This window comes from Holdemanella porci, assembly GCF_019052655.1.
GTDB lineage: Bacteria > Bacillota_I > Bacilli_A > Erysipelotrichales > Erysipelotrichaceae > Holdemanella > Holdemanella hominis.
Genome location: NZ_JAHQVB010000013.1, coordinates 1 through 26,798, shown reverse-complemented (window position 1 = coordinate 26,798; position 26,798 = coordinate 1). Strand labels below are relative to the sequence as shown.

23 protein-coding genes are annotated in these 26,798 nt (G+C 35.3%); 16 read left to right on the top strand and 7 right to left on the bottom strand.

Translation table 11 applies throughout. The annotated features are described in order from the left end of the window. Positions 1–2: 2 nt before the first annotated feature. The 7 genes from atpD to KTQ83_RS04040 form a co-directional block, all read right to left on the bottom strand. Positions 3–1,388 carry a F0F1 ATP synthase subunit beta gene (gene atpD / locus KTQ83_RS04070; RefSeq protein WP_117925750.1) on the bottom strand — a complete coding sequence of 462 codons (1,386 nt, stop codon included), beginning with the start codon at positions 1,386–1,388 and terminating at the stop codon, positions 3–5. Then, on the bottom strand, positions 1,379–2,299 hold the full coding sequence (gene atpG, locus KTQ83_RS04065; RefSeq protein ID WP_217256076.1) for an ATP synthase F1 subunit gamma: 921 nt from the start codon (positions 2,297–2,299) through the stop codon (positions 1,379–1,381). The genes atpD and atpG overlap by 10 nt, the downstream gene beginning before the upstream one ends. Continuing rightward, complete coding sequence (gene atpA, locus KTQ83_RS04060; RefSeq protein WP_217256075.1) at positions 2,299–4,041, bottom strand: F0F1 ATP synthase subunit alpha; 1,743 nt, start codon at positions 4,039–4,041, stop codon at positions 2,299–2,301. Before atpA ends, atpG begins: the two co-directional genes overlap by 1 nt. Beyond that, a complete protein-coding gene (locus tag KTQ83_RS04055; protein ID WP_117925755.1) occupies positions 4,042–4,506 on the bottom strand; it encodes a F0F1 ATP synthase subunit B in 465 nt (154 codons plus the stop codon). 12 nt (positions 4,507–4,518) lie between these two features. Next, entirely contained in the window at positions 4,519–4,740 is a 222-nt protein-coding gene (gene atpE, locus KTQ83_RS04050; RefSeq protein WP_040466409.1) for an ATP synthase F0 subunit C, read from the bottom strand. 17 nt (positions 4,741–4,757) lie between these two features. Next, the gene (locus KTQ83_RS04045) at positions 4,758–5,441 is read right to left on the bottom strand and encodes a F0F1 ATP synthase subunit A (protein ID WP_117925757.1); all 684 of its coding nucleotides are present in this window, start codon (positions 5,439–5,441) and stop codon (positions 4,758–4,760) included. Positions 5,442–5,712: 271 nt separating this feature from the next. After that, positions 5,713–6,066, bottom strand: coding sequence for an ArsR/SmtB family transcription factor (locus tag KTQ83_RS04040; RefSeq protein WP_040466407.1), 354 nt, complete (start codon positions 6,064–6,066; stop codon positions 5,713–5,715). A gap of 140 nt (positions 6,067–6,206) precedes the next feature. Here KTQ83_RS04040 and KTQ83_RS04035 point away from each other — a divergent pair, with 140 nt between their 5' ends. The 16 genes from KTQ83_RS04035 (at position 6,207) to KTQ83_RS03960 (ending at position 26,643) form a co-directional block, all read left to right on the top strand. Next, positions 6,207–6,425, top strand: a complete 219-nt coding sequence (locus KTQ83_RS04035) for a cation transporter (RefSeq protein ID WP_117925762.1) — start codon at positions 6,207–6,209, stop codon at positions 6,423–6,425. 90 nt (positions 6,426–6,515) lie between these two features. After that, entirely contained in the window at positions 6,516–8,384 is a 1,869-nt protein-coding gene (locus KTQ83_RS04030; RefSeq protein WP_217256073.1) for a heavy metal translocating P-type ATPase, read from the top strand. Between the two features lie 87 nt (positions 8,385–8,471). Then, positions 8,472–9,341 carry a phosphoribosylaminoimidazolesuccinocarboxamide synthase gene (locus KTQ83_RS04025; protein ID WP_117925765.1) on the top strand — a complete coding sequence of 290 codons (870 nt, stop codon included), beginning with the start codon at positions 8,472–8,474 and terminating at the stop codon, positions 9,339–9,341. Between the two features lie 189 nt (positions 9,342–9,530). Continuing rightward, positions 9,531–10,163, top strand: a complete 633-nt coding sequence (gene tmk / locus KTQ83_RS04020) for a dTMP kinase (protein ID WP_217256072.1) — start codon at positions 9,531–9,533, stop codon at positions 10,161–10,163. After that, positions 10,156–11,070 (top strand): DNA polymerase III subunit, encoded by a 915-nt coding sequence (locus KTQ83_RS04015; protein WP_217256071.1) that lies wholly within the window; start codon positions 10,156–10,158, stop codon positions 11,068–11,070. The genes tmk and KTQ83_RS04015 overlap by 8 nt, the downstream gene beginning before the upstream one ends. Next, positions 11,070–11,903, top strand: coding sequence for a regulatory iron-sulfur-containing complex subunit RicT (ricT, locus tag KTQ83_RS04010; RefSeq protein ID WP_117925771.1), 834 nt, complete (start codon positions 11,070–11,072; stop codon positions 11,901–11,903). Before KTQ83_RS04015 ends, ricT begins: the two co-directional genes overlap by 1 nt. Beyond that, positions 11,896–12,741 (top strand): 16S rRNA (cytidine(1402)-2'-O)-methyltransferase, encoded by an 846-nt coding sequence (rsmI, locus tag KTQ83_RS04005; protein WP_217256070.1) that lies wholly within the window; start codon positions 11,896–11,898, stop codon positions 12,739–12,741. Before ricT ends, rsmI begins: the two co-directional genes overlap by 8 nt. Before the next feature lie 115 nt (positions 12,742–12,856). Beyond that, positions 12,857–14,539 (top strand): ABC transporter substrate-binding protein, encoded by a 1,683-nt coding sequence (locus KTQ83_RS04000; RefSeq protein ID WP_217256069.1) that lies wholly within the window; start codon positions 12,857–12,859, stop codon positions 14,537–14,539. Positions 14,540–14,980: 441 nt separating this feature from the next. Further along, the gene (locus tag KTQ83_RS03995) at positions 14,981–16,639 is read left to right on the top strand and encodes an ABC transporter substrate-binding protein (RefSeq protein WP_217256068.1); all 1,659 of its coding nucleotides are present in this window, start codon (positions 14,981–14,983) and stop codon (positions 16,637–16,639) included. Positions 16,640–16,965: 326 nt separating this feature from the next. Continuing rightward, positions 16,966–17,454, top strand: a complete 489-nt coding sequence (gene purE, locus KTQ83_RS03990; RefSeq protein ID WP_117926472.1) for a 5-(carboxyamino)imidazole ribonucleotide mutase — start codon at positions 16,966–16,968, stop codon at positions 17,452–17,454. A 10-nt stretch (positions 17,455–17,464) separates the two neighbouring features. Then, positions 17,465–21,166 (top strand): phosphoribosylformylglycinamidine synthase, encoded by a 3,702-nt coding sequence (locus KTQ83_RS03985; protein WP_217256067.1) that lies wholly within the window; start codon positions 17,465–17,467, stop codon positions 21,164–21,166. Position 21,167: 1 nt separating this feature from the next. Then, positions 21,168–22,547 (top strand): amidophosphoribosyltransferase, encoded by a 1,380-nt coding sequence (gene purF / locus KTQ83_RS03980; protein WP_117926474.1) that lies wholly within the window; start codon positions 21,168–21,170, stop codon positions 22,545–22,547. 3 nt (positions 22,548–22,550) lie between these two features. Further along, positions 22,551–23,582, top strand: coding sequence for a phosphoribosylformylglycinamidine cyclo-ligase (gene purM, locus KTQ83_RS03975; protein WP_186998552.1), 1,032 nt, complete (start codon positions 22,551–22,553; stop codon positions 23,580–23,582). After that, positions 23,576–24,157 carry a phosphoribosylglycinamide formyltransferase gene (gene purN / locus KTQ83_RS03970; protein WP_117926476.1) on the top strand — a complete coding sequence of 194 codons (582 nt, stop codon included), beginning with the start codon at positions 23,576–23,578 and terminating at the stop codon, positions 24,155–24,157. Before purM ends, purN begins: the two co-directional genes overlap by 7 nt. Beyond that, positions 24,157–25,689, top strand: coding sequence for a bifunctional phosphoribosylaminoimidazolecarboxamide formyltransferase/IMP cyclohydrolase (gene purH, locus KTQ83_RS03965; protein ID WP_217256066.1), 1,533 nt, complete (start codon positions 24,157–24,159; stop codon positions 25,687–25,689). Before purN ends, purH begins: the two co-directional genes overlap by 1 nt. Positions 25,690–25,740: 51 nt before the next feature. Continuing rightward, positions 25,741–26,643 carry a serine hydrolase gene (locus KTQ83_RS03960; RefSeq protein ID WP_117926478.1) on the top strand — a complete coding sequence of 301 codons (903 nt, stop codon included), beginning with the start codon at positions 25,741–25,743 and terminating at the stop codon, positions 26,641–26,643. Positions 26,644–26,798: the final 155 nt, after the last annotated feature.

Genomic DNA, 26,798 nt, shown 5'->3' with positions numbered 1-26,798 from the left:
GATTATACTTCTTTCGCTTTTTCTTTGACTTCTTCAATGGTTCCTACATTGAAAAAAGCACTTTCAGGATATGCATCCATTTCTCCATCTAAGATCGCCTTAAAGCCTTTGATTGTATCTTGTAGAGGAACATATTTTCCTGGAATTGAAGTAAATTGTTCAGCCACATGGAATGGTTGAGCCATAAAGTTACGTAAACGACGAGCTCTGGCTACAACGGTTTTATCTTCATCACTTAGTTCATCCATTCCTAAAATGGCGATAATATCTTGTAGTTCTTTATATTTTTGAAGGTATTGTAAAACACGTTGAGCTGTTTCATAATGTTCTTCTCCTACAATATCGGGTTGAAGAATTCTTGAACTTGATTCAAGTGGATCTACAGCAGGATAAATACCTTGTTCAACAACTTTACGAGATAAGACGGTTGTCGCATCCAAATGTTCGAATGTTGTTGCAGGAGCAGGATCAGTTAAATCATCTGCAGGAACGTATACAGCTTGTACACTAGTAACAGATCCGTTTTTTGTGGAAGAAATACGTTCTTGAAGTTGTCCCATTTCATTCGCTAAAGTAGGTTGATATCCAACGGCAGATGGCATACGTCCAAGTAAAGAAGAAACTTCTGATCCAGCTTGTACAAAGCGGAAAATGTTGTCGATAAATAATAAAACGTCTTTATGTTCAACATCACGGAAGTATTCGGCCATAGTCAGTCCGGTTTCAGCAACACGCATTCTGGCTCCTGGACTTTCATTCATTTGTCCAAAGACAAGTGCAGTGTTCTTGATTACACCGGATTCACTCATTTCAGTATATAAGTCGTTTCCTTCACGACTTCTTTCTCCAACACCTGTAAAGATGGAATAGCCTCCATGCTCACTGGCAATATTTCGAATCAATTCTTGGATCAGTACGGTTTTTCCAACGCCGGCACCTCCAAACAATCCAATCTTTCCACCTTTGGCATATGGTGCTAATAAGTCAATAACTTTGATTCCTGTTTCAAGAACTTCTGTAACAGGAGATTGATCTTCAAATTTTGGTGGTTTTCTGTGAATAGGCCAATATGTATCTGTATCGATCGCTTCTTTTCCATCGATTGTATCTCCCAAAACATTAAACAAACGACCTAAATTTTGTGTTCCAACTGGAATTTCAATACCCATTCCTGTAGATAAGACAGGCATATCTTTTTGTAAGCCTTCACTAGGCGATAACATGATACAACGAACTGTATCGGTTCCAATGTGCTGCATAACTTCCATTACAACTTTTTTGCCGTGGTTATCAACCTGTAAAGCGGTTTGAATATATGGAAGTGGCGTTTCATCAAAATGTACGTCTACAACAGGGCCCATAACTTGTGTGATTTTTCCTATTTGCATGTGGATTGACTCCTTTTCTTCTTTTGTAGCTGTTGCCTTCTAGCTTTGGCACCGGCTGCAACCTCTGTTATTTCTTGTGTGATTTTTGCTTGTCTTTGACGATTGTATTGTAAAGATAAACTGTTTAATAATTCTTCACCATTTTTATTCGCTGAATCCATTGCCTGCATACGCGCAAAGTTTTCGGATGCATAAGATTCAACAAGGGAACTATAAATAAATCCAGATAAATAATCAGGAATGACAATGTTTAATAATTCAGCAGGGCTTGGCTCCAACTGAATGGAATGAATGGTTTGTCCACCAACTTCAACTTCCTGATTTAAACGATACAAAGGAAGTAACTGTTCAACATCGACCGTAAATTGATTGTGTTGATCCATACGTGTATAGATAATTAATACTTCATCTATTGTTTTTTCAGCATACAGTTCAAGCATTTTACTCGAAATGGATCTTGCACGACTCAAAGTTGGATTTTGCGCTGTATATAGAAAACTTTCTTCAACCGGAATGTGTCGTCTTAAAAAGTATTGTCTTCCAACTTCTCCAATCATATAGAGCTTATAGTTTGGATGAGCCTTAATGATTTGTTCAGTGAGCTTTAAAACATTAAGGTTGTAGGCACCGGCCAACCCCTTATCTCCAGTGACACATATGATGGCTTTATTTTGATGTTTTTCATCAATATATTCTCGACTATCTAAGTAAGGATGCTCAAAGTGATCAGGAAGATTTTGAAGGATCGTCAAAATCTGTTTTCGTAATGAGTAAAAATAAGGATCGGTATTTGCGGCTTTTTGTTTGGCCGTATTCATTTTGGTTGAAGAAATCATATACATGGCTTTTGTGATCTTCATAGTCGATTGAATACCATTCATTCGATTTTTGATTTCTCGGATTTGTGACATTATTCTTGTCCTCTATATTGTTTAGCTAGTGTAATGATTCTTGTTTTTAAATTGTCATCCAGTTTTTTAGTTGTATTGATCTCACGACTGATTTCACTGTGATTTTCATTAAACCAATCTAATAATTTTGTTTCTTCTTTTTTGACTTGTTTTGAATTCAAATCATCTAGAATTCCTGCGTCTGCAACTACTAGAATAATAACCATGTCTGCATGTGACATAGGGTGGTTTAAAGGTTGTTTCAAAAGCTCCATAAGTACTTGTCCGTGTTGAAGTTGTCGTTTTGTCGCATCATCTAAATCGGAGGCAAATTGTGTAAACTCCTTCATTTCACGGTATTGAGCTAAATTGATACGTAAAGATCCAGATGCCTTTTTCATGGCTTTAGTTTGAGCGGCACCACCGACACGACTAACAGATAATCCAACATTAACAGCAGGTCGTTGTCCTTCAAAGAATAAATCACTTTCCAAGAAGATTTGACCATCGGTAATTGAAATAACGTTGGTTGGAATATATGCACTTACATCTCCATCTTGGGTTTCGATGATTGGAAGAGCTGTGATGGATCCTCCTGAATTTAATCTAGAAGAACGTTCTAGTAGTCTAGAATGTAAATAGAATACATCACCTGGATAGGCTTCACGTCCTGGAGATCTTCCTAGTAATAAGGAGATCGTACGATAGGCAACGGCATGTTTGCTTAAATCATCGTAGACAATAAGTACGTCTTTGCCTTGATGCATAAAGTATTCAGCTAGAGAAGTCGCAGAATAAGGAGCAATATATTGCAGGCTGGCTGAATCGGCAGCCGTAGAGTTTACAATAACTGTATATCCCATCGCATCATTTTTCTTTAATGTATTGACTAGGTTAGCCACTGTACTTGCCTTTTGGGCAATAGAGACATAAATACAAATACAGTCTTTTCCTTTTTGATTTAGTATAGTATCCAATGCGATTGAAGTTTTACCCGTTTGACGATCCCCAATGATTAATTCGCGCTGTCCTCTTCCAATAGGAAACATAGAATCGATGGATAGAATACCGGTTTCCATAGGGGTTGTGACAGGTTTACGATCAATAATGCTTGGGGCGGGTTCTTCGATAGGACGCATTTCAGCGGCTTCAATAGGACCAAGTCCATCAATTGGATTTCCAAGTGGATCCACGACACGTCCTAGAAAATTAGAGCTGACTGGCATACCTGCTTGTTTTTTTGTACGAGAAACCTTTGTACCTTGACCAATAGTACCTTCTGTGTCAAATAGAATAACACCAATGTTTTCGGTTGTAATATCAAGTACCATTCCTTTTGTACCATTCTCAAAAACAACAACTTCTCCATACATTGCATGATCTAGTCCCGAAATGGTTGCGATACCATCTCCAATTGTTTCGACATAGCCAACTTCATTTTCTTGGGAAGTGGCTTCGAATTGTTCGATAGCCTCTTTTAAAATGGACATAAGTGTTCCATCTTTTTTCATTTGAATAGCTTTATCTCGAGCCGCCTGAATTTGTTTTTGAAGCTGTTGTTGGCGAGAACGCGTAGACCAATCGTATTCGTCGTTGTTTGCGTTTAGAATAAAGCCTCCACGTACACTTGGATCAATAGAGATGGTTAGTGTGATATTTTCGGCCTGGTATTTATTTTTAAGGAATGTCTTTATTTTTTCTTCTTGCGCTGCACTAGGCCTTGTTACACAGCGTAAGGTTGCGTTTAAATTTTCGTTGTTCATTTATTTCATTTCCTTTAAAAAATCATCATATAGTTTTTCATCGCTTTTTGTGTTTGTGATTTTATCAGCCGCTTTATTGATCAAATCTGCAATTTCAGATTTAGCTTTTGCCTTTTCCTCATTGGCAGCTTCAATCGTTTTGATGCGAGCTTGTTCAATCATTTCATCGGATTTCATGTTTGCATCTGCAATAATTTGTTCATATTCAAGGCTGGCTTTTTCTTTTGCATCCGCTAGCATGCCATCACAAATTGTTTGCATATTTGCAAGCTGTTGATCTGCTTTATTTTTTGATTCAAGAGCTTCTTGTTTCTTTTGATTTGCCAAGGCAAAATCAGATTCTATTTCTTGTTTTCTTTTTTCAAGAATGTCATGTACTGGTTGAAATAGAAAACGCTTCATCAGTGCATATAAGATAAGTAGGTTGATGATTATCCAAAGAATATTGGAATCAATTCTTAACATAGATTATCCCACCTATTTCACCATTAAGATGATTAAAATACCTAATACAAATCCGTAGATGGCTGTTGCTTCAGCTAAAGCTGCACCAATTAATAAGGTGCTACGAATTTTTCCGTGAGCTTCTGGCTGTTGAGCGATGGCTTTTACGGCACTGCTTGTCGCAAAACCAATACCTAATCCTCCACCAATAACGGCAAGTGCTGCCATTCCAACTCCGATTGCTGTTAAACTCATTTTTATTTCCTCCTAATTTATTCTGTTTCTGTCGCTTCTGCGATAAATAGTGATGTTAAAAAGACGAATACATAAGCTTGAATGAATCCATCAAAGAAATCAAAGTACAAGCTAAATACAGTAGGTATAAAGACGGGAACGACCATTTTGATCATTTCCATTATGACGAAGGCACCAATGACATTGCCGAATAGACGCATACATAGAGATAAAGGACGTGTAAATATCTCGAGGATATTGATGGGTGTAACTACAGCGACAGGTTGAGTAAAGCTTTTGATCCAGCCTTTCAATCCTTTTGTTCGTATACCACTAACTTCAATTAATACAATACTCATAAGTGCTAAGGCGATAGTGACATTCATATCTTTGGTTGGGGGTTTCATACCAAATATGCCAATGATATTCGCAAGTCCTATATATAATAGGATGGTCGAAATGTATGTAGAATATTCTTTGGCATTTTCACCAAGCATGGAAATTGTGAATTTATCTAGCCATATGACAATACTTTCCGCTACAATTTGTTTTTTGCCTGGATTATGAACTTTGAGTCCTCGAGTTAACCAAGCAGAAAGTAAAACAAGTATAGCCATGACAACCCACGTGATGACAACCGATTCACTAATCGCAAAGGGACCAATAGTAAACGCAGTGTCGACGTTTAACTGATCGAGTAGTTCTTTTGTGAACTCTTCCATAGCTCCTCCTTTCAAAATAATAAAAAAACGACAGAAATAATCCGTGAATTTACGAATTAAGACAAAATTCGTTTTTCTATAAGAAGGTATTTTAGTTCTCATAATTTCAAAATTCAAGTCTTTTTATCAATGTAAACGTTATCTGTTTTATATGACAAATTTTTGTATGTTTTGCATATATGATACATATGTCTCAATTACATAATCGACTTTGTTTTGCGTTTGAATTTTAGAAAAAGGGCATAAAAAAAAGGAAGAATCGACCTTCCTCTTAATGTTCCTTTGTATGATCAAAAGCCATGCCTAGAATGGTTTCAATATGTTCATCATCTAATGAATAGTAGACTGTCTTTCCTTCTTTTCTAGATTTGATGAGTTTAGAAAGGCGTAGTGCCTTTAATTGATGTGATACGGCAGATTTCGTCATATCGAGTACGTTGGCTAAATCCGATACGCACATTTCGCTTTGTTGAAGGGATAATAAAAGCTGAAGGCGTGTACTATCGCCCATGACTTTAAAGAAATCTGATAGGTTCATAATTTCATCAAAGGCCGGCATGTTTTCTTTTACTTCTTGTACTAATTCTGTGTTTTTAGGCTTGCAGTCACAATGTGTACCAATCATATGTTCTCCTTTTTTATTTATTATAGTTGAATGATTGAACAATTGTCAAAAAGTTATTGACATCATGTATGAATCCTATATAATGAAAGTGTAATAAAGTTGAATATATGTTCAATTATTCAAGTGTGGAGGAAAATAATATGAAAAAGAGTTATAAGATTGATGTAGATTGTGCAAACTGTGCAAACAAAATGGAAGTAGCTGCTAATAGTACAGAAGGTGTTAAGAGTGCAGTTGTAAACTTCATGATGTTAAAGATGAATGTTGAATTTGAAGATGGAGTTCAACCTAAAGAAGTTATGGCTCGTGTTTTAGAAAATTGTAAAAAAGTTGAAGATGATTGCGAAATTTTCTTTTAATGAAAAGTAAGGTGCGAAAGCATCTCTATTTTTCAATTATTATAGTTGAATGATTGAAAAATTAATATTTTTGGAGAGGTAGAGATAAGTATGAACAAGAAACAGAAGCAGATGTTAAAGCGAATTATTGTTGCGAGTATTCTTTTTATTATGATTAAGGTCGCAAAACTACCTGAATATATTGAAATTCCTTTGTTTCTAGTGGCCTATCTAGAAATTGGTTATGATATTCTTCTTAAGGCTTTTAAAGGAATTAGAAATCGTCAGGTATTTGATGAGAATTTTTTGATGGCTGTCGCAACAGTAGGCGCTATTGGTTTGAAATCTTTTGATGAAGCAACAGCTGTTATGTTGTTCTATCAGATTGGGGAATGGTTCCAGAGTTATGCGGTAGGTAAGAGTCGCAAAAACATTACGGAATTAATGGATATTCGTCCGGATTATGCCAATGTTGAAGATGAGGATGGAAATCTTGAACAGGTAGATCCAGATGAAGTTGAAATCGGTACAATCATTGTGGTTAAGCCTGGTGAAAAAGTAGCTATTGATGGAATTGTGGTTGAAGGAAGTTCTACTCTAAATACAGCGGCTTTAACAGGGGAAAGCTTGCCTAGAGAAGTCAGTGAAAATGATAAAGTAATCAGTGGCTGCATCAATATGACTGGCTTATTAAAAATTAAGACAACAAAAGAATTTGGGGAATCCACTGTATCAAAAATTTTGGATTTGGTTGAAAATGCGTCAAGTAAGAAATCTCGTTCAGAAGCGTTTATTTCACGTTTTGCGAGAATTTATACGCCAGTCGTATGTTATAGTGCTTTGGCATTGTTTTTACTTCCACCTGTATTCAATTTGATTATATCAAATCCTGCTGACTTTGGTACATGGCTATATCGTGCCTTAACATTCTTAGTTATTTCTTGTCCATGTGCATTGGTGATTAGTATTCCTTTGAGTTTCTTTGCCGGAATTGGTGGTGCCAGCAATCAGGGCGTTTTGGTTAAAGGATCCAACTATTTAGAGGCTTTGGCATCCTGTAAATATGTTGTATTTGATAAAACAGGTACAATGACACAAGGTGTATTTGAGGTGGCAGGCATTCATCATGCGACTATTCCAGAAGAGAAATTATTAGAGTATGCGGCAATGGCTGAAAGTTATTCGACGCATCCTATTTCTAAAAGTTTATTAAAGGCGTATGGGAATACAATCGATAAATCTCGTATTGAAAATGTAGAAGAAATAAGTGGTCATGGTGTTAAATCTGTAATTGATGGAGTGCAAGTACTTGCAGGTAATGATAAATTAATGAAGATGTATAATATTCCTTATCAAGAATGCCATTCTGTAGGAACCATTGTACATATGGCTATTGATGGCAAATATGCAGGTCACATTGTGATTTCGGATATGTTGAAGCCACATGCCAAAGAGGCTATTGAAGCATTAAAGAAGGCTGGCATTAAACAAACAGTCATGTTGACTGGGGATGTAAAAAGTGTGGCAGATAAAGTGGCTTCTGAATTACATATTGATAAAGTGTATTCGGAATTGTTGCCTCAAGATAAGGTGAATAAAGTTGAAGAACTATTATCTTTAAAACAGCCAAAAGAAAATCTTGCCTTTGTTGGAGATGGAATCAATGATGCTCCTGTATTATCAAGAGCCGATATTGGTATTGCGATGGGTGCGTTAGGCAGTGATGCAGCCATTGAGGCGGCAGATATTGTTTTGATGGATGATGATCCATTAAAGATTTCTAAAGCCATTAAGATCGCAAAGAAGTGTATTCATATTGTATATGAGAATATTTATTTTGCGATTGGTATTAAACTCGTTTGTTTGATTTTAGGTGCCATTGGTATTGCGAATATGTGGCTTGCGATTTTTGCGGACGTTGGCGTTATGATCATTGCCGTATTAAATGCGATTCGTGCATTAAATGTTAAAAATTTGTAAGGAAATCTTAGGATTTCCTTATTTTGATATTGTGTTAAATTTGTTTTAGTTGTATCTTTGTCTTGTACGCAGAAAAGGAGATTCGAGATGCAGGAATTAAAACCAATTAAAGAAGGAAAAGTACGTGAGATTTACGACAATAAAGACAACCTTATTATGGTTGCGACAGATCGTATCAGTTGTTTTGATGTAATTCTAAACAATGAGGTGACAAAAAAAGGAACTGTTTTAACGCAGATGTCAAAATTCTGGTTTGACTACACAAGAGATATCTTACCAAACCACATGATTAGTGTGGATACAAAGGATATGCCGGAATATTTCCAACAAGAAAAATTTGAAGGAAAATCAATGTTATGCCGTAAATTGAACATGCTTCCAATCGAATGTATTGTTCGTGGTTACATCACAGGTAGTGGATGGGCTAGCTACCAAGAAACAGGAAAGGTTTGTGGTATTGAACTTCCAGAAGGATTACAAGAATCACAAAAACTTCCAGAACCAATTTATACACCTAGTACAAAGGCTGAAATTGGTGATCATGATGAAAACATTTCTTTTGAACAAAGTATTGCGCACTTAGAAAAACACTTCCCAGGACATGGTGAAGAATATGCAACTAAGATCAAAGATTGTACAATCGCTTTATATAAAAAATGTGCTGAATATGCTTTAAGCAAAGGGATTATTATTGCGGATACAAAATTTGAATTTGGTTTAGACGAAAATGGTAATATCGTTATTGGCGATGAAATGTTAACTCCTGATAGTTCTCGTTTCTGGCCTGCAGATGGATATGAAGCGGGTCATTCGCAACCATCATTTGACAAACAATTTGCGCGTGACTGGCTAAAGGCAAATCCAGGTAATGACTGGACACTTCCTCAAGAGATTGTGGATAAGACTATTGAAAAATATCTTCAAGCTTACACAATGTTGACAGGAAAAACATTATAATTAAGAAATACCCATAAGTTGAATTCTTATGGGTATTTTTTTGAAAACTGTATTTTTTGATGTCTGAATATAGTTGAAAACCGTAAAATATGATATTAATAATCACTTGAAAACCGAAGAACGCTATGTTTAAATGAGAAATAGATATTAGAAAATAATAATTATTGAATATATATGGTGAGGAAAAATATGAAACAAGGTGTATTTATAACATTTGAAGGAAATGATGGATCAGGAAAAACAACCGTATGTAAAGCGGTACAAGAAGAATTGATCAAAATGGGATACGACTGCATTTATACTCGTGAGCCAGGCGGAAGCAAGATTGCTGAATCCATTCGTAATATATTATTAGATGTAAACAATACAGAAATGGATGATCGTACAGAAGCATTATTATATGCGGCAAGTCGTAGACAACATTTAAAAGAAGTTGTTCTTCCAGCATTGGAAAATAAGAAGATCGTATTGTGTGATCGCTTCATTGATTCAAGTTTGGCATACCAAGGAATTGCACGAGGAATAGGTTTAAAAGAAGTATGGGATATCAATCAGTTTGCGATTGATGGATGTATGCCTGAAAAGACTCTATTTTTATCCGTTAGTGTAGAAACGGGTAAAAAACGTATGAATCTTCGTGGCGACTTGAATCGTTTGGACCAAGAAGAAAGTTCATTCCATAAAGCTGTGCGTCAAGGTTATGAAACATTAGTATCCATGTATCCAGAGCGTATTGAAGTGATTGATGCCGAGCCTTGTAAGGAAGAGGTTTTAAAAAGTGCCATGGAACGTGTCTTAAAGGTAATCAAAGAATATGAATAAAGAGTATCTAAAAAAGGCACAGCCAATCGTTTATCAGACATTGTCAAATGCTTTAAAAAATAAAAAAGTTGCGAATGCCTATTTATTTCACGGACCAAAAGGTTCAAGTAAATTAGAAACAGCCATCTTATTTGTCCAAAGTATTGTGTGCGAACATACAGATTTTGATGGTTTTGCGTGTCAAGAATGTGAAAGCTGTAAGCGGATAGAGAATGAAGAATCTTTAGATTACATGATTGTATCGAATGATCGTATTAAAAAGAAAGATATAGTGGATTTACAGGCATTTTTTGAATCAACGAGTGCAGGAAAACAAAATGCTAGAATCTATATTCTAGATCATTATGATAAGGCTACGCCAGATGCTTCAAATAGCTTGTTGAAGTTTTTAGAGGAGCCAAGTGAAGGGATTTATGGTATATTAATTGCGGATGAAAAATCTAATGTATTACCGACTATTCAATCTAGATGTCAGGCTATTTTTTTTAAGCCGGAAAGCTGTGAACACTTGTTGCTTGAAAATACAAGTGAAGAAAACGCAAAGATGTTGGCTGAATCTGGATATACGTATGATAAGGCTATTGAATTGTTGTCTTTGCCTGATTTTGAAGAGTTAAAACAAGTTGCACTTGAATATATTGAGCATGCATCTTCTTTTGCACAAATTGAAAAGATGCAGACAAGTGTATTTATGAGTAAGTCTGAACACATGAATAAGGATTGGATACAATTGTGGATTCAATGGGTTTTATTCTATGTAAAAAATGATAGGGTAAATTTACCTTTAGAAAAAAAAGTAAAACTATATTCGATTTTGATTGAGAATATGGATATGTTATATCGACCAGTCGATTTAGGTTTATTTATGGATAAGCTTTATTATGATATTAGGAAGGCTGTGATTTAGTGAATACAGAAGGAAAGGTAACATATAAATATATTGTTTATATTCAGTTTGAAGAATCAAAAAAAGCCTACACTTTCGGGTCAAATGTAAAATACTATACAAATGATATCGTTGTTGTAGAAACGGTACGTGGACAAGAATTAGGAAAGGTTTGTGTCCCTACCGTTGATTTTGATGCTTCCAAAGTAAAAGGAGATATCAAGCCGGTATTGCGTAAGGCAACACCCGAAGATATTAAGTGTAAAGAGGAAAATGTAGAAAGAGCTAAAGAAGCTATGAAGATTTGTCACGAGTGTGTCGCAAATTTGAAGTTGGATATGCATTTGATTAGTTCTGAATATACATTGGATCGTACAAAAGTTATTTTTACATATGTATCTGATGATCGTGTAGATTTTAGACAACTATTGAAAGATCTAGCACAACACTTACATTGTCGTATAGAATTAAGACAAGTGGGTCCAAGAAACAAGGCTAAAATTGTCGGTGGAATTGGAAACTGCGGTATGGAGTGCTGCTGCTCAAGATTCATGTCAGATTTTGATACGGTATCAATCAATATGGCTAAAAACCAGTTGTTGGCATTGAATATTCAAAAGTTGAGTGGACAGTGTGGAAAACTAATGTGTTGTTTACGTTTTGAAAATGAAGAATATACAAGAATGCGCAAGGATTTGCCAAAAATCAATTCAACTGTGGCATATAAAGACAAGAAGTATCGTATTTCAAGTATGAACGTTCTTCAAAAACAGGCTAAGTTAGAGAACAAAGAAGAAGTCTTGTTTGTGGATTTCAAAGAATTGTGGCCAGACAAGGAATTAAATAATGATTAGACAGAAGAGTTTTGAATCGGATGTTTCCACATTGTATTTGGTTCCTACACCTATTGGAAACTTGCAGGAAATGACACCTAGAGCTTTGGATATTTTAAAAGAAGTGAGTGTCATTGCAGCTGAGGATACGCGTAACACAAAAAAACTTTTAATGGCATATGGAATTGATACAATGTTGATGTCGCATCATGAACATAATCAACAGGTCAGTATTCCTAAAATCATTGAACGATTAGAAAATGGCGAAAATATTGCGGTAGTTTCCGATGCAGGCTACCCTTTGGTTTCAGATCCAGGACAGAAATTAGTTCAAGAAACCATTTCGCATGGATTTAATGTGGTTTCTGTTTCAGGTGCCAACGCGGCTATGAATGCAATGGTTGCGAGCGGATTGAGTTGTTATCACTATTTGTTCTATGGCTTTTTAGACAATAAGAGTTCAAAAAGAAAGAAACAGCTAGAAGAAATCAAAACAATTCCTTATACAACTATTTTCTATGAAGCACCTCATCGTATTGAGGATACTTTACAAGATATGTTGGAAGTATTGGGAAATCGTCAAATGTGTTTAGCTAGAGAACTTACAAAAGTGCACGAAGAATATATTCGTGGAACGATTGAAGAAGTGTTAGAGGTAGCGGCTACTTGTAAAGGTGAAATGGTTATTGTCATGGATGGCTTTAAACAAGATGACGTTGTATTTGATATGTATACAGCCATTACGAAAGTGGATGAATATATTGAATCTGGAATGCGTACAAAAGAAGCTATTGGTTTAGTTGCTAAAGAAATGGCTTGCAAAAAGAATGAATTATATGAAGCTTATCATAAAAGATAGGCTTTTTTCTTTTATATAAAATAAATTATATTGTTACAGAAATTAAATGAAAAAGTAATTGAAATAGTTACAGAAAATATTATAATGATTTACATAAAAGAGAAGAGGAAGAATTATGAATAAGAGAAGTGTATGTGCCCTAGGCATGGCATTTGTACTTGCAGGATGTTCTGCAGGTGGATCAGGTTCTGGTAAAGAACAAACATTAACAGTTGGATTGTTTACAGAAATGAATGGAGATTTTTCTCCCATGTATTATCAAACGGTAAACGATCACAATGTAGTTAACTTGGTATATCAAGGATTATTGGCATATGACAAGGATGCCAATTTAGTTCCAGAATTAGCAGAGGAACTACCTACTATTAGTGATGATGGAACAACAATGACATTTAAATTGAAGAAAGGTGTTAAATTCAGTGATGGATCTAAATTTACTTCAAAAGATGTAAAGGCAACGTTTAGCGTTATGGCCGATCCAAGCTATACAGGACGTTTTTCAAGTAATGTTGATTTCTTAAATGGATATAGCGAATATCATGATGGAGATGCCAAAGATGTCTCAGGTATTGAAACACCGGATGATTATACCGTTGTATTCCGCATGTCTAAACCAAAAATCGATGCAGAATCGACTTTGGGAACACAAAAAATTTGTAGTGTAAAAACATTGAAGTATAAGAAGGGAAAAACTTCGAATGTTGAAAAGAACAATAGTAATCCTATTGGAACAGGTCCTTATAAATTAAAATCATTCTCTAAAACAGAGGGAGCTTCATTGGATCGAAATGAAAATTTTGAAGCCAAAGATGGAGAATATCAGATTTCTAAGATTATGATCAAGAAAACGGAGACTTCGACTGAAATCAAAGAATTAGAAAATGGAACTGTCGATTATATTCCAGATGTAGTAGATGCGAATAAAATCAACACAGTAGCCAAAGACAAAGATAAAGGTTTGACTATGGATTCTTATCCAAGTGATCGTGAAGACTTCTTGTTTATGAATACAGCTGCAGGGGCATGTCAAGATCAGGCAGTACGTCAAGCTTTGGCTTATGGATTTGATCGTGAAGCCTATATCGCAAGCTATTATAAATTAGATGATAAAGATGCCAAATTGGCATATGTACCAGGCTTGTTTGGTAACCCAGTATCTGGCGAAAATAGTGCATATGTTCGTGGTGAAGAAAAAGTTGATGGGGCTACTTATTATGATTATGATGTAGAAAAGGCAAAACAAATTTTAGACGATGCGGGATGGACTGTTGGTAGTGATGGTATTCGTGAAAAGAATGGTCAAAAATTAAGCATTAAGTTCTTGGCTGTAAAAGAAAAAGATGCGATGGATACAATGATTCCTATGTTACAAAAACAATGGGGCGAACTTGGTGTCGACTTCAAGGCAAACACAATGGAATTTAATACAGTTATTTCAACTGTAGGTGATGATTCAGCTGTTGGTGATTGGGATGTATCTTATTTAGGAAACTCTTTTACAAGCCCTGAAGATACAGGCGTTGATTACTTTATTCAATCACAAGGTGTAAATAACTTTGCTCGTTTAAAAGATGATGAATTAGATTCATACTTAGCTGCAGGTGCTTATACAGCTGATAAAGAAGCTTCAGCTGCTGCTTACTTAAAGGCTTATGTTCGTCAAGCAGAACTATGTGCATACTTACCAACAGATGGTGTACAAACGTATTGTTTACGTAATAAGAAAGTAAAAGGTTTGAATACATCTTCTACATTTATTTGGTCACAATCAATGGCTACAGCTTATATTGACGATTAATACGAAAGGGATATGGAGACATATCTCTTTTTCTTGAAAAAAATGTAAATAATTTGAAAAAATGTTGAAAATAGATTTTATTTGGTGTATCCTATAGACAACCTATGCGAAAGAGATCAAACTAAGGACCGGATACAAAGAGATTCTAGTCAGGGTGGAAGCTAGATTATTACGACTTAGCAAATGGACTTTCAAGGGCAAGGTGAAAAGTGTTTCTGAGTAGCTGCGACGTGTTCCGTGCGTTAAATGGATCGAATGTGATGGCATTCTAGAGGTGGGTATAAGTATACCAATTCAGGTGGTACCGCAGATTATTTTGATATTCTGTCCTGTGTCAAATTTTTAATTTGATGCAGGATTTTTTATTTATAAGGAGAGTGATGAAAAGTGTTAGCTGACTGGTGGTGGTACAAAGAATAAATAATTAGGAGGTAAAAGAGAATGTATAAAAATTTATTAGCATGTGGAATGGCTTTATTGATGTGTGGATGTAGCGCAAAAGCTGCAGGTAATGATCAAGTGTTGACAGTTGGGTTGAGTTCAGAAATGAACGGAACTTTTTCGCCCATGTATTACCAAACGACAAATGATTCTTATGTCGTTGATTTGGTTTATCAAGGGTTGTTGAAATACAACAAAAAAGGAGAGTTAGTTGCAGATTTGGCTAAGTCCTTACCTGAAATCAGTGAAGATGGCAAGACAATGACTTTTAAATTAAAGAAAGGCATCCATTTTAGTGATGGATCCAAGTTTACTTCAAAAGATGTGCAGACAACATTTACCATTATGGCCGATCCAAGCTATACAGGTCGTTTTGCGAACAACGTTGATTTTTTAGATGGTTATAGTGAATATCATGATGCAGATGCATCTAGCTTTACTGGAGTTGAAACACCAGATAATTATACAGTTGTTTTCCATTTGGATAAGCCTAGAATTGATGCGGTTTCTACACTTGGAACACAGAAGATTTGTAGTTCAGAATATTTAAATTATAAAAAAGGAAAAACAGAAAGTATTGAAAAGAAGAATAGTAAGCCAATTGGAACGGGCGCTTATGTGTTAAAGAAGTTTGAGAAGACAAGTGGAGCTAGTTTAGTTTCAAATTCAAAGTTTAAGGCGAAAAAAGGACAGTATCAAATTTCTAAGATTATGATTAAAAAGACTGATACTTCAACAGAAGTCAAAGAATTGGAAAATGGAACAGTGGACTATATTCCGGATGTGATTGAGGCAAATAAAATTAAATCTGTACAAAAAAATAAAAGTTTATCTGTTGATTCTTATCCGAGTGATCGTGAAAGTTTTATTATCTTTAACTCTTATGTGGGAGCTTGTAGTGATGCTGCGGTAAGAAAAGCTATCGGATATGGATTTAATACGCAAGAATATATTGATAATTACTATCAAATTGATGGTATGGCTTATAAGCCTGGTACTTTTGGGAATCCTGTTTCTTTAAATAATGGAAAAATGATTCGTAATGAAGAAAAAGTAGATGGTGTCACTTATTATGATTATGATGTTGAAAAGGCAAACCAAATCTTAGAAGATGCAGGATATACATTGGCAGATGATGGATATCGTTATAAAGATGGTGAAAAATTAACGGTTCGTTTCTTGGCAAATAAAGATAAGGATTCTTTGGATTCTTTGATTCCGGTTTTACAGAAATGCTTAAATGCGATTGGAATTGATTTTAAAGCCAATACAGTTGAATTTAATACGGTCATCAATACTGTGCAGGATGATGCTCAAACAGATAGTTGGGATGCAACATATCTAGGTTTCTCTTATGGCTCACCAGATGATACAGGCATTAACTTTATTTTAAGAACAGGTGCTACAAATAACTTTGGTCGTTTGAGTGATGAACAACTAGATGCTTATCTAGATGCTGGTATGTATACATCCGATAATGATGTATCTAAAGAGAATTATCATAATGCTTTAGTTCGACAAAGTGAATTGTGTGGTTATTTACCTGTAGACTCTACTAAGACATATTGCTTAAGAAACAAGAATATCAAAGGAATGCATACAACATCTATTTATAATTGGGCTCAATCCATTGCGACGGCTTATATTGTGAATAAATAACATATGATGTATCCTAATGGATATTAGGGCAAAATATAGTCCTGTACTAACTTAATGTTGGTGCAGGATTTTCTTGTATGGGGAGAAATTTTATATATTTGATTTAAGAAAATATAAATTGTTTATGCCTAGAGCATAACTTTCATGAAATATAGGTTGTCATTTGAGTTGATTTTAGGTATTATAATATTGCAGAAGTGTTTTTCTGATTTTGGAGGTCTTACTTATGGTCTTAAGAAGATTTACCACAATTGATAGAGAAGAATTGCTTTTTTAAGCGTGCCTACTATAGGTGCGCTTTTTTTGTTTTGAAAGGAAGGTCATTTATGGAAACAAAGCGTGTTTTAATTGTGATGGGTTCTCGTTCAGACTTACCTAGTATGGAAGGCTGCATGAAACAATTAGACGATTTTCAAGTTGGCTATGAAGTTCGTGTGTTAAGTGCTCACCGTACGCCGGAAGCGGTTTTGGAATTGTCAAAAACAGCGTGTGAACGTGGAATTCAGGTTATTATTGCGGCAGCTGGAGGAGCAGCACATTTAGCTGGAGTTTTAGCTAGCTCTACACCGTTGCCAGTTATTGGAATCCCTATTCAGACATCTGCTTTAGGTGGATTGGATTCATTATTATCGACAGTACAAATGCCTCAAGGTGTTCCTGTTGCGACTGTCGCAATTGGAAAATCAGGGGCAAGAAACGCAGCTATTTTAGCTTGCCAGATGATTGGGCTAAATGATAAGTCATTACAGGATAAAATTGTTGCGTTTAAAAAAGAACAAGCACAAAAAGTATTAGAACAGTCAATTGTTGAATAAGGAGAAAGAAATGGATACTCGTATTTTTGTTCATAAAAAAGAACAGTTTCAAGTTGAAAGTGAATCGTTAGCTGCTGAATTAAGACAATCTTTATCTTTAAAAGAAAATTTTGGTCTTACAAAATACAATTTATATGATATTTTTGATGCCGACGAAAATGATATTGAATTATTGAAGAAAAATGTTTGTAGCGAAGTTGTTACAGATGATGTATATGATTCTGTAGATTTAACAGGTAAATCATATTTGGCATATGAATTTTTGCCAGGTCAATATGATCAAAGAGCAGACAGTGCAATGCAATGTTTGATGCTTTTGAACAACAAACAAACAGTACGTATTCATTCAGGGACTTTATTAGTGTTCACAAACCCAGTAGATGAAGAAACACTTAATAAAATTACACATTATATTGTTAACCCTGTTGAAGCGCGCGTTAAAGACCTTTCTGTATTAGTAGATGATCAGGACGTTGAAGTAAAAGATGTTCCTGTATTAGAAGGATTTACAACAAAGACGAAAGAAGAATTAGATTCTTTACGTCAGACTTTAGGGTTGGCCATGTCTCAAGCGGACATTGAGCATGTTCAACGTTATTTTGAAAAGGAAGAAAAAAGAGATTGCACAATGACTGAACTTCGTGTTCTAGACACATATTGGTCAGATCACTGCCGTCATACTACTTTTGAAACTGTATTAGATGATGTACATTTCCATTTGGATACATTGTCAGATGAGTTACAGGCTTCTTATGATAAATATTTAAAATTACGTCAGGAAGTTCATGGAAATCGTAAAGAAAAAACATTGATGGACATGGCTACTATCGCCGGCAAGTATCTTCGTAAACAAGGTAAACTTGATGATATGGAGATTACCGATGAAATCAATGCTTGCAGTGTAGAAATTACAGTGGATGTAGATGGAAAAGATGAACAATGGTTGTTGATGTTTAAAAATGAAACACATAACCACCCAACAGAAATTGAACCATTTGGTGGAGCAAGTACATGTATTGGTGGAGCTATTCGTGATCCATTATCAGGACGTAGCTATGTATATCAAGCTATGCGTATTACAGGGGCTGGAGATATCACAAAACCAATTAGTGAAACATTAGAACACAAATTACCTCAATCTAAGATTTCAAAAACCGCTGCTCAAGGTTATTCAAGTTATGGTAACCAAATTGGTTTGGCAACTACATTCGTAGATGAAATTTATGATGATGGCTATGTTGCGAAACGTATGGAAGTTGGTGCTGTTGTAGGTGCGGCTCCTAAATCACATGTTAAACGTGAAAAACCAGAAGCTGGCGATATTATCGTTATGATTGGTGGAGCTACTGGTCGTGATGGAATCGGTGGAGCTACAGGTTCTAGTAAAGAACATAATGAAACAAGTTTGGAAAAATGTTCAAGTGAAGTTCAAAAGGGAAATGCCTTGATTGAACGTAAATTACAGCGTTTATTTAGAAATCCTACTTGTACAAAATTAATTAAAAAGGCGAATGACTTTGGAGCAGGTGGAGTTAGTGTTGCCGTAGGTGAACTTGCAGATGGTTTGAATATCAACTTAGATGCAGTTCCAGTTAAATATCAAGGCTTAGATGGTACAGAATTAGCTATTAGTGAATCACAAGAGCGTATGGCTGTATGTATCGAGGCTAAGGATTTTGAAAAATTCAAAGAAGAAGCGTATAAAGAAAACTTAGAAGCTATCAAAGTTGCAGATGTAACAGATACAAATCGTTTAGTCATGAAATGGCGAGGGAAAACAATTGTTGATATGTCTCGTGCATTCTTGGATACGAATGGTGTTCGCCAGCACCAGATTGTTGATGTTTGCGAAAATGAATATGATGAACATCCATTTGATGCAGTAAACTCAGATTTAAATACAGTATTACAAGATGCGAATGTCGCAAGTCAAATTGGTTTGGCAGAAATGTTTGACGCTTCTATTGGTAAGAGTACAGTGTTGATGCCTTTTGGAGGTAAATATCAATTAACTCCTGAAGAAGGTTCTGTACAAAAATTGCCAGTGCATGGAATGACAAACACATGTTCGGTTATGACATATGGATATGATCCAAAAGTATCTAAATATTCTCCATATTTAGGTGCTAGTTATTCAGTTGTTGAAGCATTAGCTCGTATCACAGCATTGGGTGCTGACTATAAGAAGTGTCGTTTATCAAATCAGGAATATTTTGAACGTTTAGGTGCCGATGCACAAAAATGGGGACAACCATTTGAAGCTTTATTAGGTTTGATTGATGCTCAATTGGCATTTGAAACACCAAGTATTGGTGGAAAAGACTCTATGAGTGGAACGTATAAAGATATTCATGTACCTCCAACAGTTATTACATTTGCGGTAACTACAGCTAAAACAGATGATATTGTTTCGGCTTCATTTAAAAATCCCGGAGACTATGTATATTTGGTAAAGCATACGCCAGTTAAAAATAATGTTCCAAATTATGAACAATTAAAAGAAAATTTTGAAACGGTTCATAAATTAATGCAAGAAAAGAAAATTGTTGCGGCAAGCACAATTAAATTTGGTGGCCTAGGTGCAACTATTGCGAAAATGGCATTTGGATCTAAAGTTGGTGTTGCGATCAGCACAGAAGAAGATGTATATGGATTCAATTTGGGTTCAATGATCGTGGAAGCTACAGAAAGCATTCAAGATGAACATTTAGAATTGATTGGTATTTTAAATGATGATTCTAAGATTGTATTAAATGATGAAACTGTTGAAATTGAAGATGCATTAAAGGCTTGGACAAAGCGTTATAGTGAAATTTATCCAATGATCGTGGATGAAGGAAAAGATACTTTAGAAACTCCATTAAATGATGCAGAAGTACCAATGTCTAAGGTTGTTGTGGAAAAACCAAAAGTAATTATTCCTATTTTCCCTGGACAAAACTGTGAATTTGATACAACAGCTAAGTTTGAACGTGCTGGTGCAGAAGTTAAACAAATTGTATTTAATAACTTAACTGTAGAAAACATTCAAAAGAGTATCGAAACTTTAGCCAAAGAAATTAGTACAGCACAAATCTTAATGATTGTTGGTGGATTTAGTAGTGGTGATGAACCAGATGGTTCAGGTAAATTTATTGCGAATGTATTAAGAAATCCAAAGATTGCACAAGCAATTGATACAATGCGTGCAAATGATGGTTTGATTTTAGGTATCTGTAATGGATTCCAGGCATTGATCAAATCTGGATTATTGCCTTATGGTGATATTGAAAAATTGGATGCGGAAAATCCAACATTATTTAGAAATAATATCAATCGTCACGTTTCTCATATTGCACGTACTCGTATTACAAGTAATGCTTCTCCTTGGCTTGCAGGTATGAAAGCTGGAAGCGTATATTCAGTTGCTGTTAGTCATGGTGAAGGTAAATTTGTTGCGAGTGAAGAAGTATTAAATAAATTGATTGAAAATGGTCAGGTTGCAACACAATATGTAAATGAAAAGGGTGTTCCAACAATGGATGGAAAAGACAACTTGAATGGTTCAAGTATGGCAATCGAAGGTATCTTCTCTGAAGATGGAAAAATCTTTGGTAAGATGGGTCACAGTGAGCGTTATGAAAAAGGCTTGTTCCAGAATATTGCTGGAAATAAAGACCAGGATATTTTCGCAAATGGTGTTCGTTACTTTACACATAAGCAGGTGAAGTAGAATGACGATGCAAAAGGTAGTTCAAGATTCTTCTGGGATCGTAGGCTTGTTCAATGTAGAACAAGCCGCCCAGAACATCTATTTAGCAATGCATGCCATTCAGCATCGTGGACAAGATGGTGTTGGTGTGGCTGTTAGTGATAGAGAAAATGTTGTTTGTAAAAAGGGATTAGGATTATTATCTGAGAATTTAAAACAAGATACATTAAATTCTTTGGAGGGTGATATTGCGATTGGTCAACTTCGTATGGCCACAAAAAATGATTCTCAATTAGAAAATGTTCAGCCGATTATGGTGCGTAGTCACCAAAGATATTTTGCGGTTGTATCAAGTGGGATGATCACGAATGCGATTTCTTTAAGAACGAAATTAGAAAATGAAGGATTGATCTTTCAAGGAACAAGTGATTCAGAATTATTAGCACATTTGATTCAGTTGAATCCAGGTTCTTTTGAAGAAAAAATTGCGAAAGCTTGTCGTATGATGAGTGGTGCTTATACATTCATGGTTGTCACAAAAGACAGTTTGTACGTAGTAAGAGATCCTCATGGTATTCGCTCTTTATATATTGCCAAGGTAGATGAAGGATATTGTATCAGTAGCGAAACTTGTTCGTTCCCAATTCTTGGTGGAGAATTTATTCGTGAAGTAAATCCAGGTGAATTGATTTGTTTCAATTGCGAAGGTATGAAGTCTAGTCAAATTATTGAAGAAGCAGAAACGAAGGCTTGTGCTTTAGAGTATGTATATTATTCTAGACCGGATAGCGTTCATAATGGTTTAACGGTTCATGAAGTAAGAAAACAATGTGGTTATTATTTAGCTAAAGAAGAGAATATTGAAGCGGATATCGTTGTTGGTGTTCCTGATTCAGCTTTAAGTGCAGCTGCAAGTTTTGCCAGAACATTGAATGTACCATATGAAACGGGATTGATTAAAAACCGTTATATTGGTTCTACATTTATTCGTCCGACAGAACAACAAAGAATGCAAGGTATGCGTGTTCGTTTAAATGCGATCAGTTCGGTTGTTAAAGATAAAAGAGTTTATTTAATAGATGATAGTGTTGTGAAAGGTTTTACATCACGTCGAATTTGTCAATTATTAAAAGAGGCAGGCGCAAAAGAAGTGCATTTACGTATAGCTTCGCCAATGTTGAGATATCCTTGTTTATATGGAGCGGACTCAACGGCACAAAAAGATTTGGCGGCATTTAACTATACAGTAGATGATATGGAACAATTGTTCCAGGTGGATTCATTGCGTTTCTTAAGTGTTGAAAACTTTAAAAAGTGTGTGCCTGAAACAAGCTGTTTAGCTTGTTGTACAGGTGAATATCCAGAAGATTTACAAGATTATAAAGATGAGGTAAAGGAGTAGAGTATGGCAGAACATTATGCAGCAGCAGGCGTTAGTTTAGAGGCAGGATATAAATCTGTTGAATTGATTAAGGAGCATGTTAAGAAAACAATGCGCCCAGAAGTGTTAGGAGGACTTGGAGGTTTCTCTGGCGCTTTCTCATTATCTAAAATTAAAGATATGGAAGAGCCTGTATTACTTTCTGGTACAGATGGTTGTGGTACAAAAGTTAAACTTGCGATGGTTATGAATAAGCATGATACAATTGGAATTGATGCCGTTGCGATGTGTGTGAATGATATCGCATGTGCAGGTGGAGAACCACTGTTCTTCTTGGATTACATCGCATGTGGAAAGAATGTTCCAGAAAAAATTGCGGACATTGTGAAGGGTGTGTCTGAAGGTTGTTTACAATCTGAAGCTGCTTTGATTGGTGGAGAAACTGCAGAACATCCAGGTTTAATGCCAGAAGAAGATTATGATTTAGCAGGTTTTGCCGTTGGTGTATGCGATAAAAAAGATATGATTACTGGTAAGGATCTAAATGTAGGAGATGTCTTGATTGGACTTCCTTCAACAGGTGTTCACAGTAATGGTTTCTCATTGGTTCGTAATGTATTTGATATTACAGAAGAATCATTAAATACATATTATGATGAATTAGGTAAAACTTTAGGAGAGGCATTATTGGCTCCTACAAAAATTTATGTAAAAGCATTAAAACATATTAAAGCATCGGGGATTACATTAAAAGCTTGCAGCCACATCACAGGTGGTGGATTCTACGAAAATGTACCTCGTATGTTAAAAGAGGGTATGGGTGTTGAAATTGATACAAAGGCATTCCCAAAACCTCCAATTTTTGATTTGATTCAAAAAAATGGAGATATTTCTATGAAAGAAATGTACAACGTATTTAATATGGGACTTGGCTTTGTGATGGCTGTAGATCCAGCAGATGTTGAAAAAGTTCAAGCTGCCTTAAATGAAATCAATGAACCTAGCTATGTGGTTGGTAAAGTAACTGAAACAGGGCAGGTAGATGTCCAATGGTAAATATTGCGGTATTTGCGAGTGGTTCAGGTACTAACTTTGAAACAATCTTGTCACATATTGAAGATGGTTCTTTACATGTGAATTGTGCATGTTTGATTGCGGATAAAGAAAATGCGTATGCTAGAGTTCGTGCGCATAATCATGGAGTAGAAGAGTTTTATTTTAATCCAAAGGGATATGATGGTAAAGCGGGTTATGAAGCGGCAATCTTAGAGGTATTAAAAGAAAAAAAGGTTGATTTGATTGTGTTAAGTGGATATATGCGTTTTATTGGACACACTTTATTGAGTGCTTATCCAAATCGTATCATCAATTTACATCCGGCTTATTTACCTGAATTTCCAGGAGCTCATAGTATTGCAGATGCGTATGAGGCAAAAGTAGCACAAACTGGAGTTACAGTTCATTTCGTAGACGAAGGTGTAGATACAGGTCCTATTATTCGTCAAGAAAGAGTAGCAATCGACCCATCTTGGGATCTTGAAACATTAGAATCGCATGTACATGCGATGGAATATGATTTGTTCTGGCAAGTCATTGAACAAGTCGCAAAAAGTATAGAGGAGGAAAAATAATGAAGCGAGCATTAGTAAGTGTATCCGATAAAACTGGTTTAGTTGAATTTGTACAAGGATTAGTAGATTGTGGATATGAAATCATTTCTACTGGAGGAACAAAAAAAGCTCTTGAGGCAGCTGGAATTCATCCAATTGGAATCAGTGATGTGACTGGTTTTCCAGAAATTATGGATGGTCGTGTGAAAACTTTACATCCAAAAGTTCATGGTGCATTACTTTGTGTTCGTTCAAACCCAGATCATGTACGTCAATTACAAGAATTAGGAATTGAGTATATTGATTTGGTTTGTGTGAATCTATATCCTTTTAAAGAAACTGTATTAAAACCAGGTGTAACACACGAAGAAATTATTGAAAATATTGATATTGGTGGTCCAAGTATGCTTCGTAGTGCTTCTAAAAACTATCAAAGCATTCCGGTTCTTTGTGATCCAAAAGATTATGATAAAGTTCTTGAAGAAATTAGAGAAAACCAAGAAACAACATTGGAAACGCGTGAGCGTTTAGCTGCAAAAGTATTCCGTCATACAGCTCGCTATGATGCGATGATCGCAGATTATTTAACGAAGAAAACACATGAAGAATTCCCAGAAAGTATGACAATTACTTTTGATAAGGTTCAAGACTTGCGTTATGGTGAAAATCCTCATCAAAAGGCTGCTTTCTATAAAGGAATGAATCCTCAATATTCTTTGGCAAATGCGACTCAGCTTCATGGTAAAGAATTGTCTTACAACAATATTCAGGATGGAAATGCGGCTATTGAAATCTTAAAAGATTTTGAAGGTCAATATGCAGCTGTAGGTGTAAAACACATGAATCCATGTGGAGTTGGTATTGGTGAAAATATTGAAGCGGCTTGGGATAAAGCTTATGAGGCTGATTCAATTTCGATTTTTGGTGGTATCGTAGCGTTGAACGCAAAGATTGAAAAGGGATTGGCAGAAAAATTATCTAAGATTTTCTTGGAAATCATTATTGCGCCAGACTTCTCTGACGAAGCGTTGGAAATCTTAACTCGTAAGAAAAATATTCGATTAATGAAATTAGATACTAGCTTATCTGTTTCAAGTGCGTTAAAATATACAAATGTTAATGATGGTCTATTGGTTCAAGAGATGGATCAGCATACAATTAATGAGGAAGATTTAACATGTGTGACAAACCGTAAACCTACAGAGGAAGAAATCAAACAATTGTTGTTTGGTTGGAAAGTTGTTAAGCATGTAAAATCAAATGCGATTGTCTTGGTAAAAGATGATATGACAATTGGCGTTGGTGCAGGACAAATGAACCGTGTTGGTGCAGCTAAGATTGCGATTGAACAGGCTGGTGAAAAGGCGAAAGGTTCTGTATTGGCAAGTGATGCTTTCTTCCCAATGCCAGATACAGTTCAAGAAGCTATCAAAGCGGGTGTGACTGCAATCATTCAGCCGGGTGGATCTATTAAGGATCAACTTTCAATTGATGAATGTAATGAACATGGCATCGCAATGGTATTTACAGGGGTTCGTCATTTTAAACATTAATATATAAAAGAGTCTGTATAGACTCTTTTTCATAGTTTGGAAGGGTCTATCATGGATAAGAAAAACAAAATTATTATTATTTCTCTATTATCTGCATTATTAATTGTACTATGTGTATTTGCGGTTGAAATGAAGAACACTGAGAAAAAGGCATATCAGGGGATATCTGAAATCGGAGAAGATCAAAATACGGAAGTTGAAAATAAAGATAATAGTCAATTTATTGATATGTCTTTGGCAAAAGATATAGAAGCGTATTTTCAAGAGAATGGTATTGATCATGAAAAAGTAGCATACTGTATCACAGATTTAGAACATAACATTAAATATAGTATGAATGAGAAGGATGAGTTTATTGCAGCGAGTATTTATAAATTACCATTGGCAATGCTATATTATGATAAAATAAATGAGGGTGAGTATACATTAGATTCAACATTTACATATAGTGGATATATGCATGAGGGTGCAGGGGTTATTAGTTCGAATTATGGTATCGGTAGTCAAGTTCCTTTAAGTGATCTTTTAAATGATTTAATAATATACTCTGATAATGATGCGGGTCATATTTTATATGAAAATCTTGGTGGCTGGAAAGAATATAAGGAAGCAATGACAAAATATACAAATTCTATCAGCGAGAATTATTATACAATGGATAATGTTACAACGGTTAATACAATGAATGATGTGGTGACCTATTTATATGATCATAAAGAAGACTATAAAGTTTTGATTAAAAATATGGAAAAGGCAGAACCAGGTGAATATCTAGATAGGGATACACAATTGAGTATGCCTCAAAAGTATGGTATGTATGATTATGCTTTAAATAGTGTTGGTTTTGTAGAATGTAATACATCATATAGTATAGTTGTTTTAACGAGTTTAGGGGATAAAGGTGCCGATGTTATGGCAAATATCAATCGTATTGCTTATGAGCATTTTAAATAGAGTTGAAAGGCTCTATTTTTTGTTTTTTAGATGTAAGCGTACACAGTAAAAAAATATGAAAAAAATTAAAAAAACATTTGACGAAGTGAAAAGTATTTGGTAATATAGATGAGCACTGCTGAGGTGCAGATGATCTTTGAAAACTGAACAGGAAA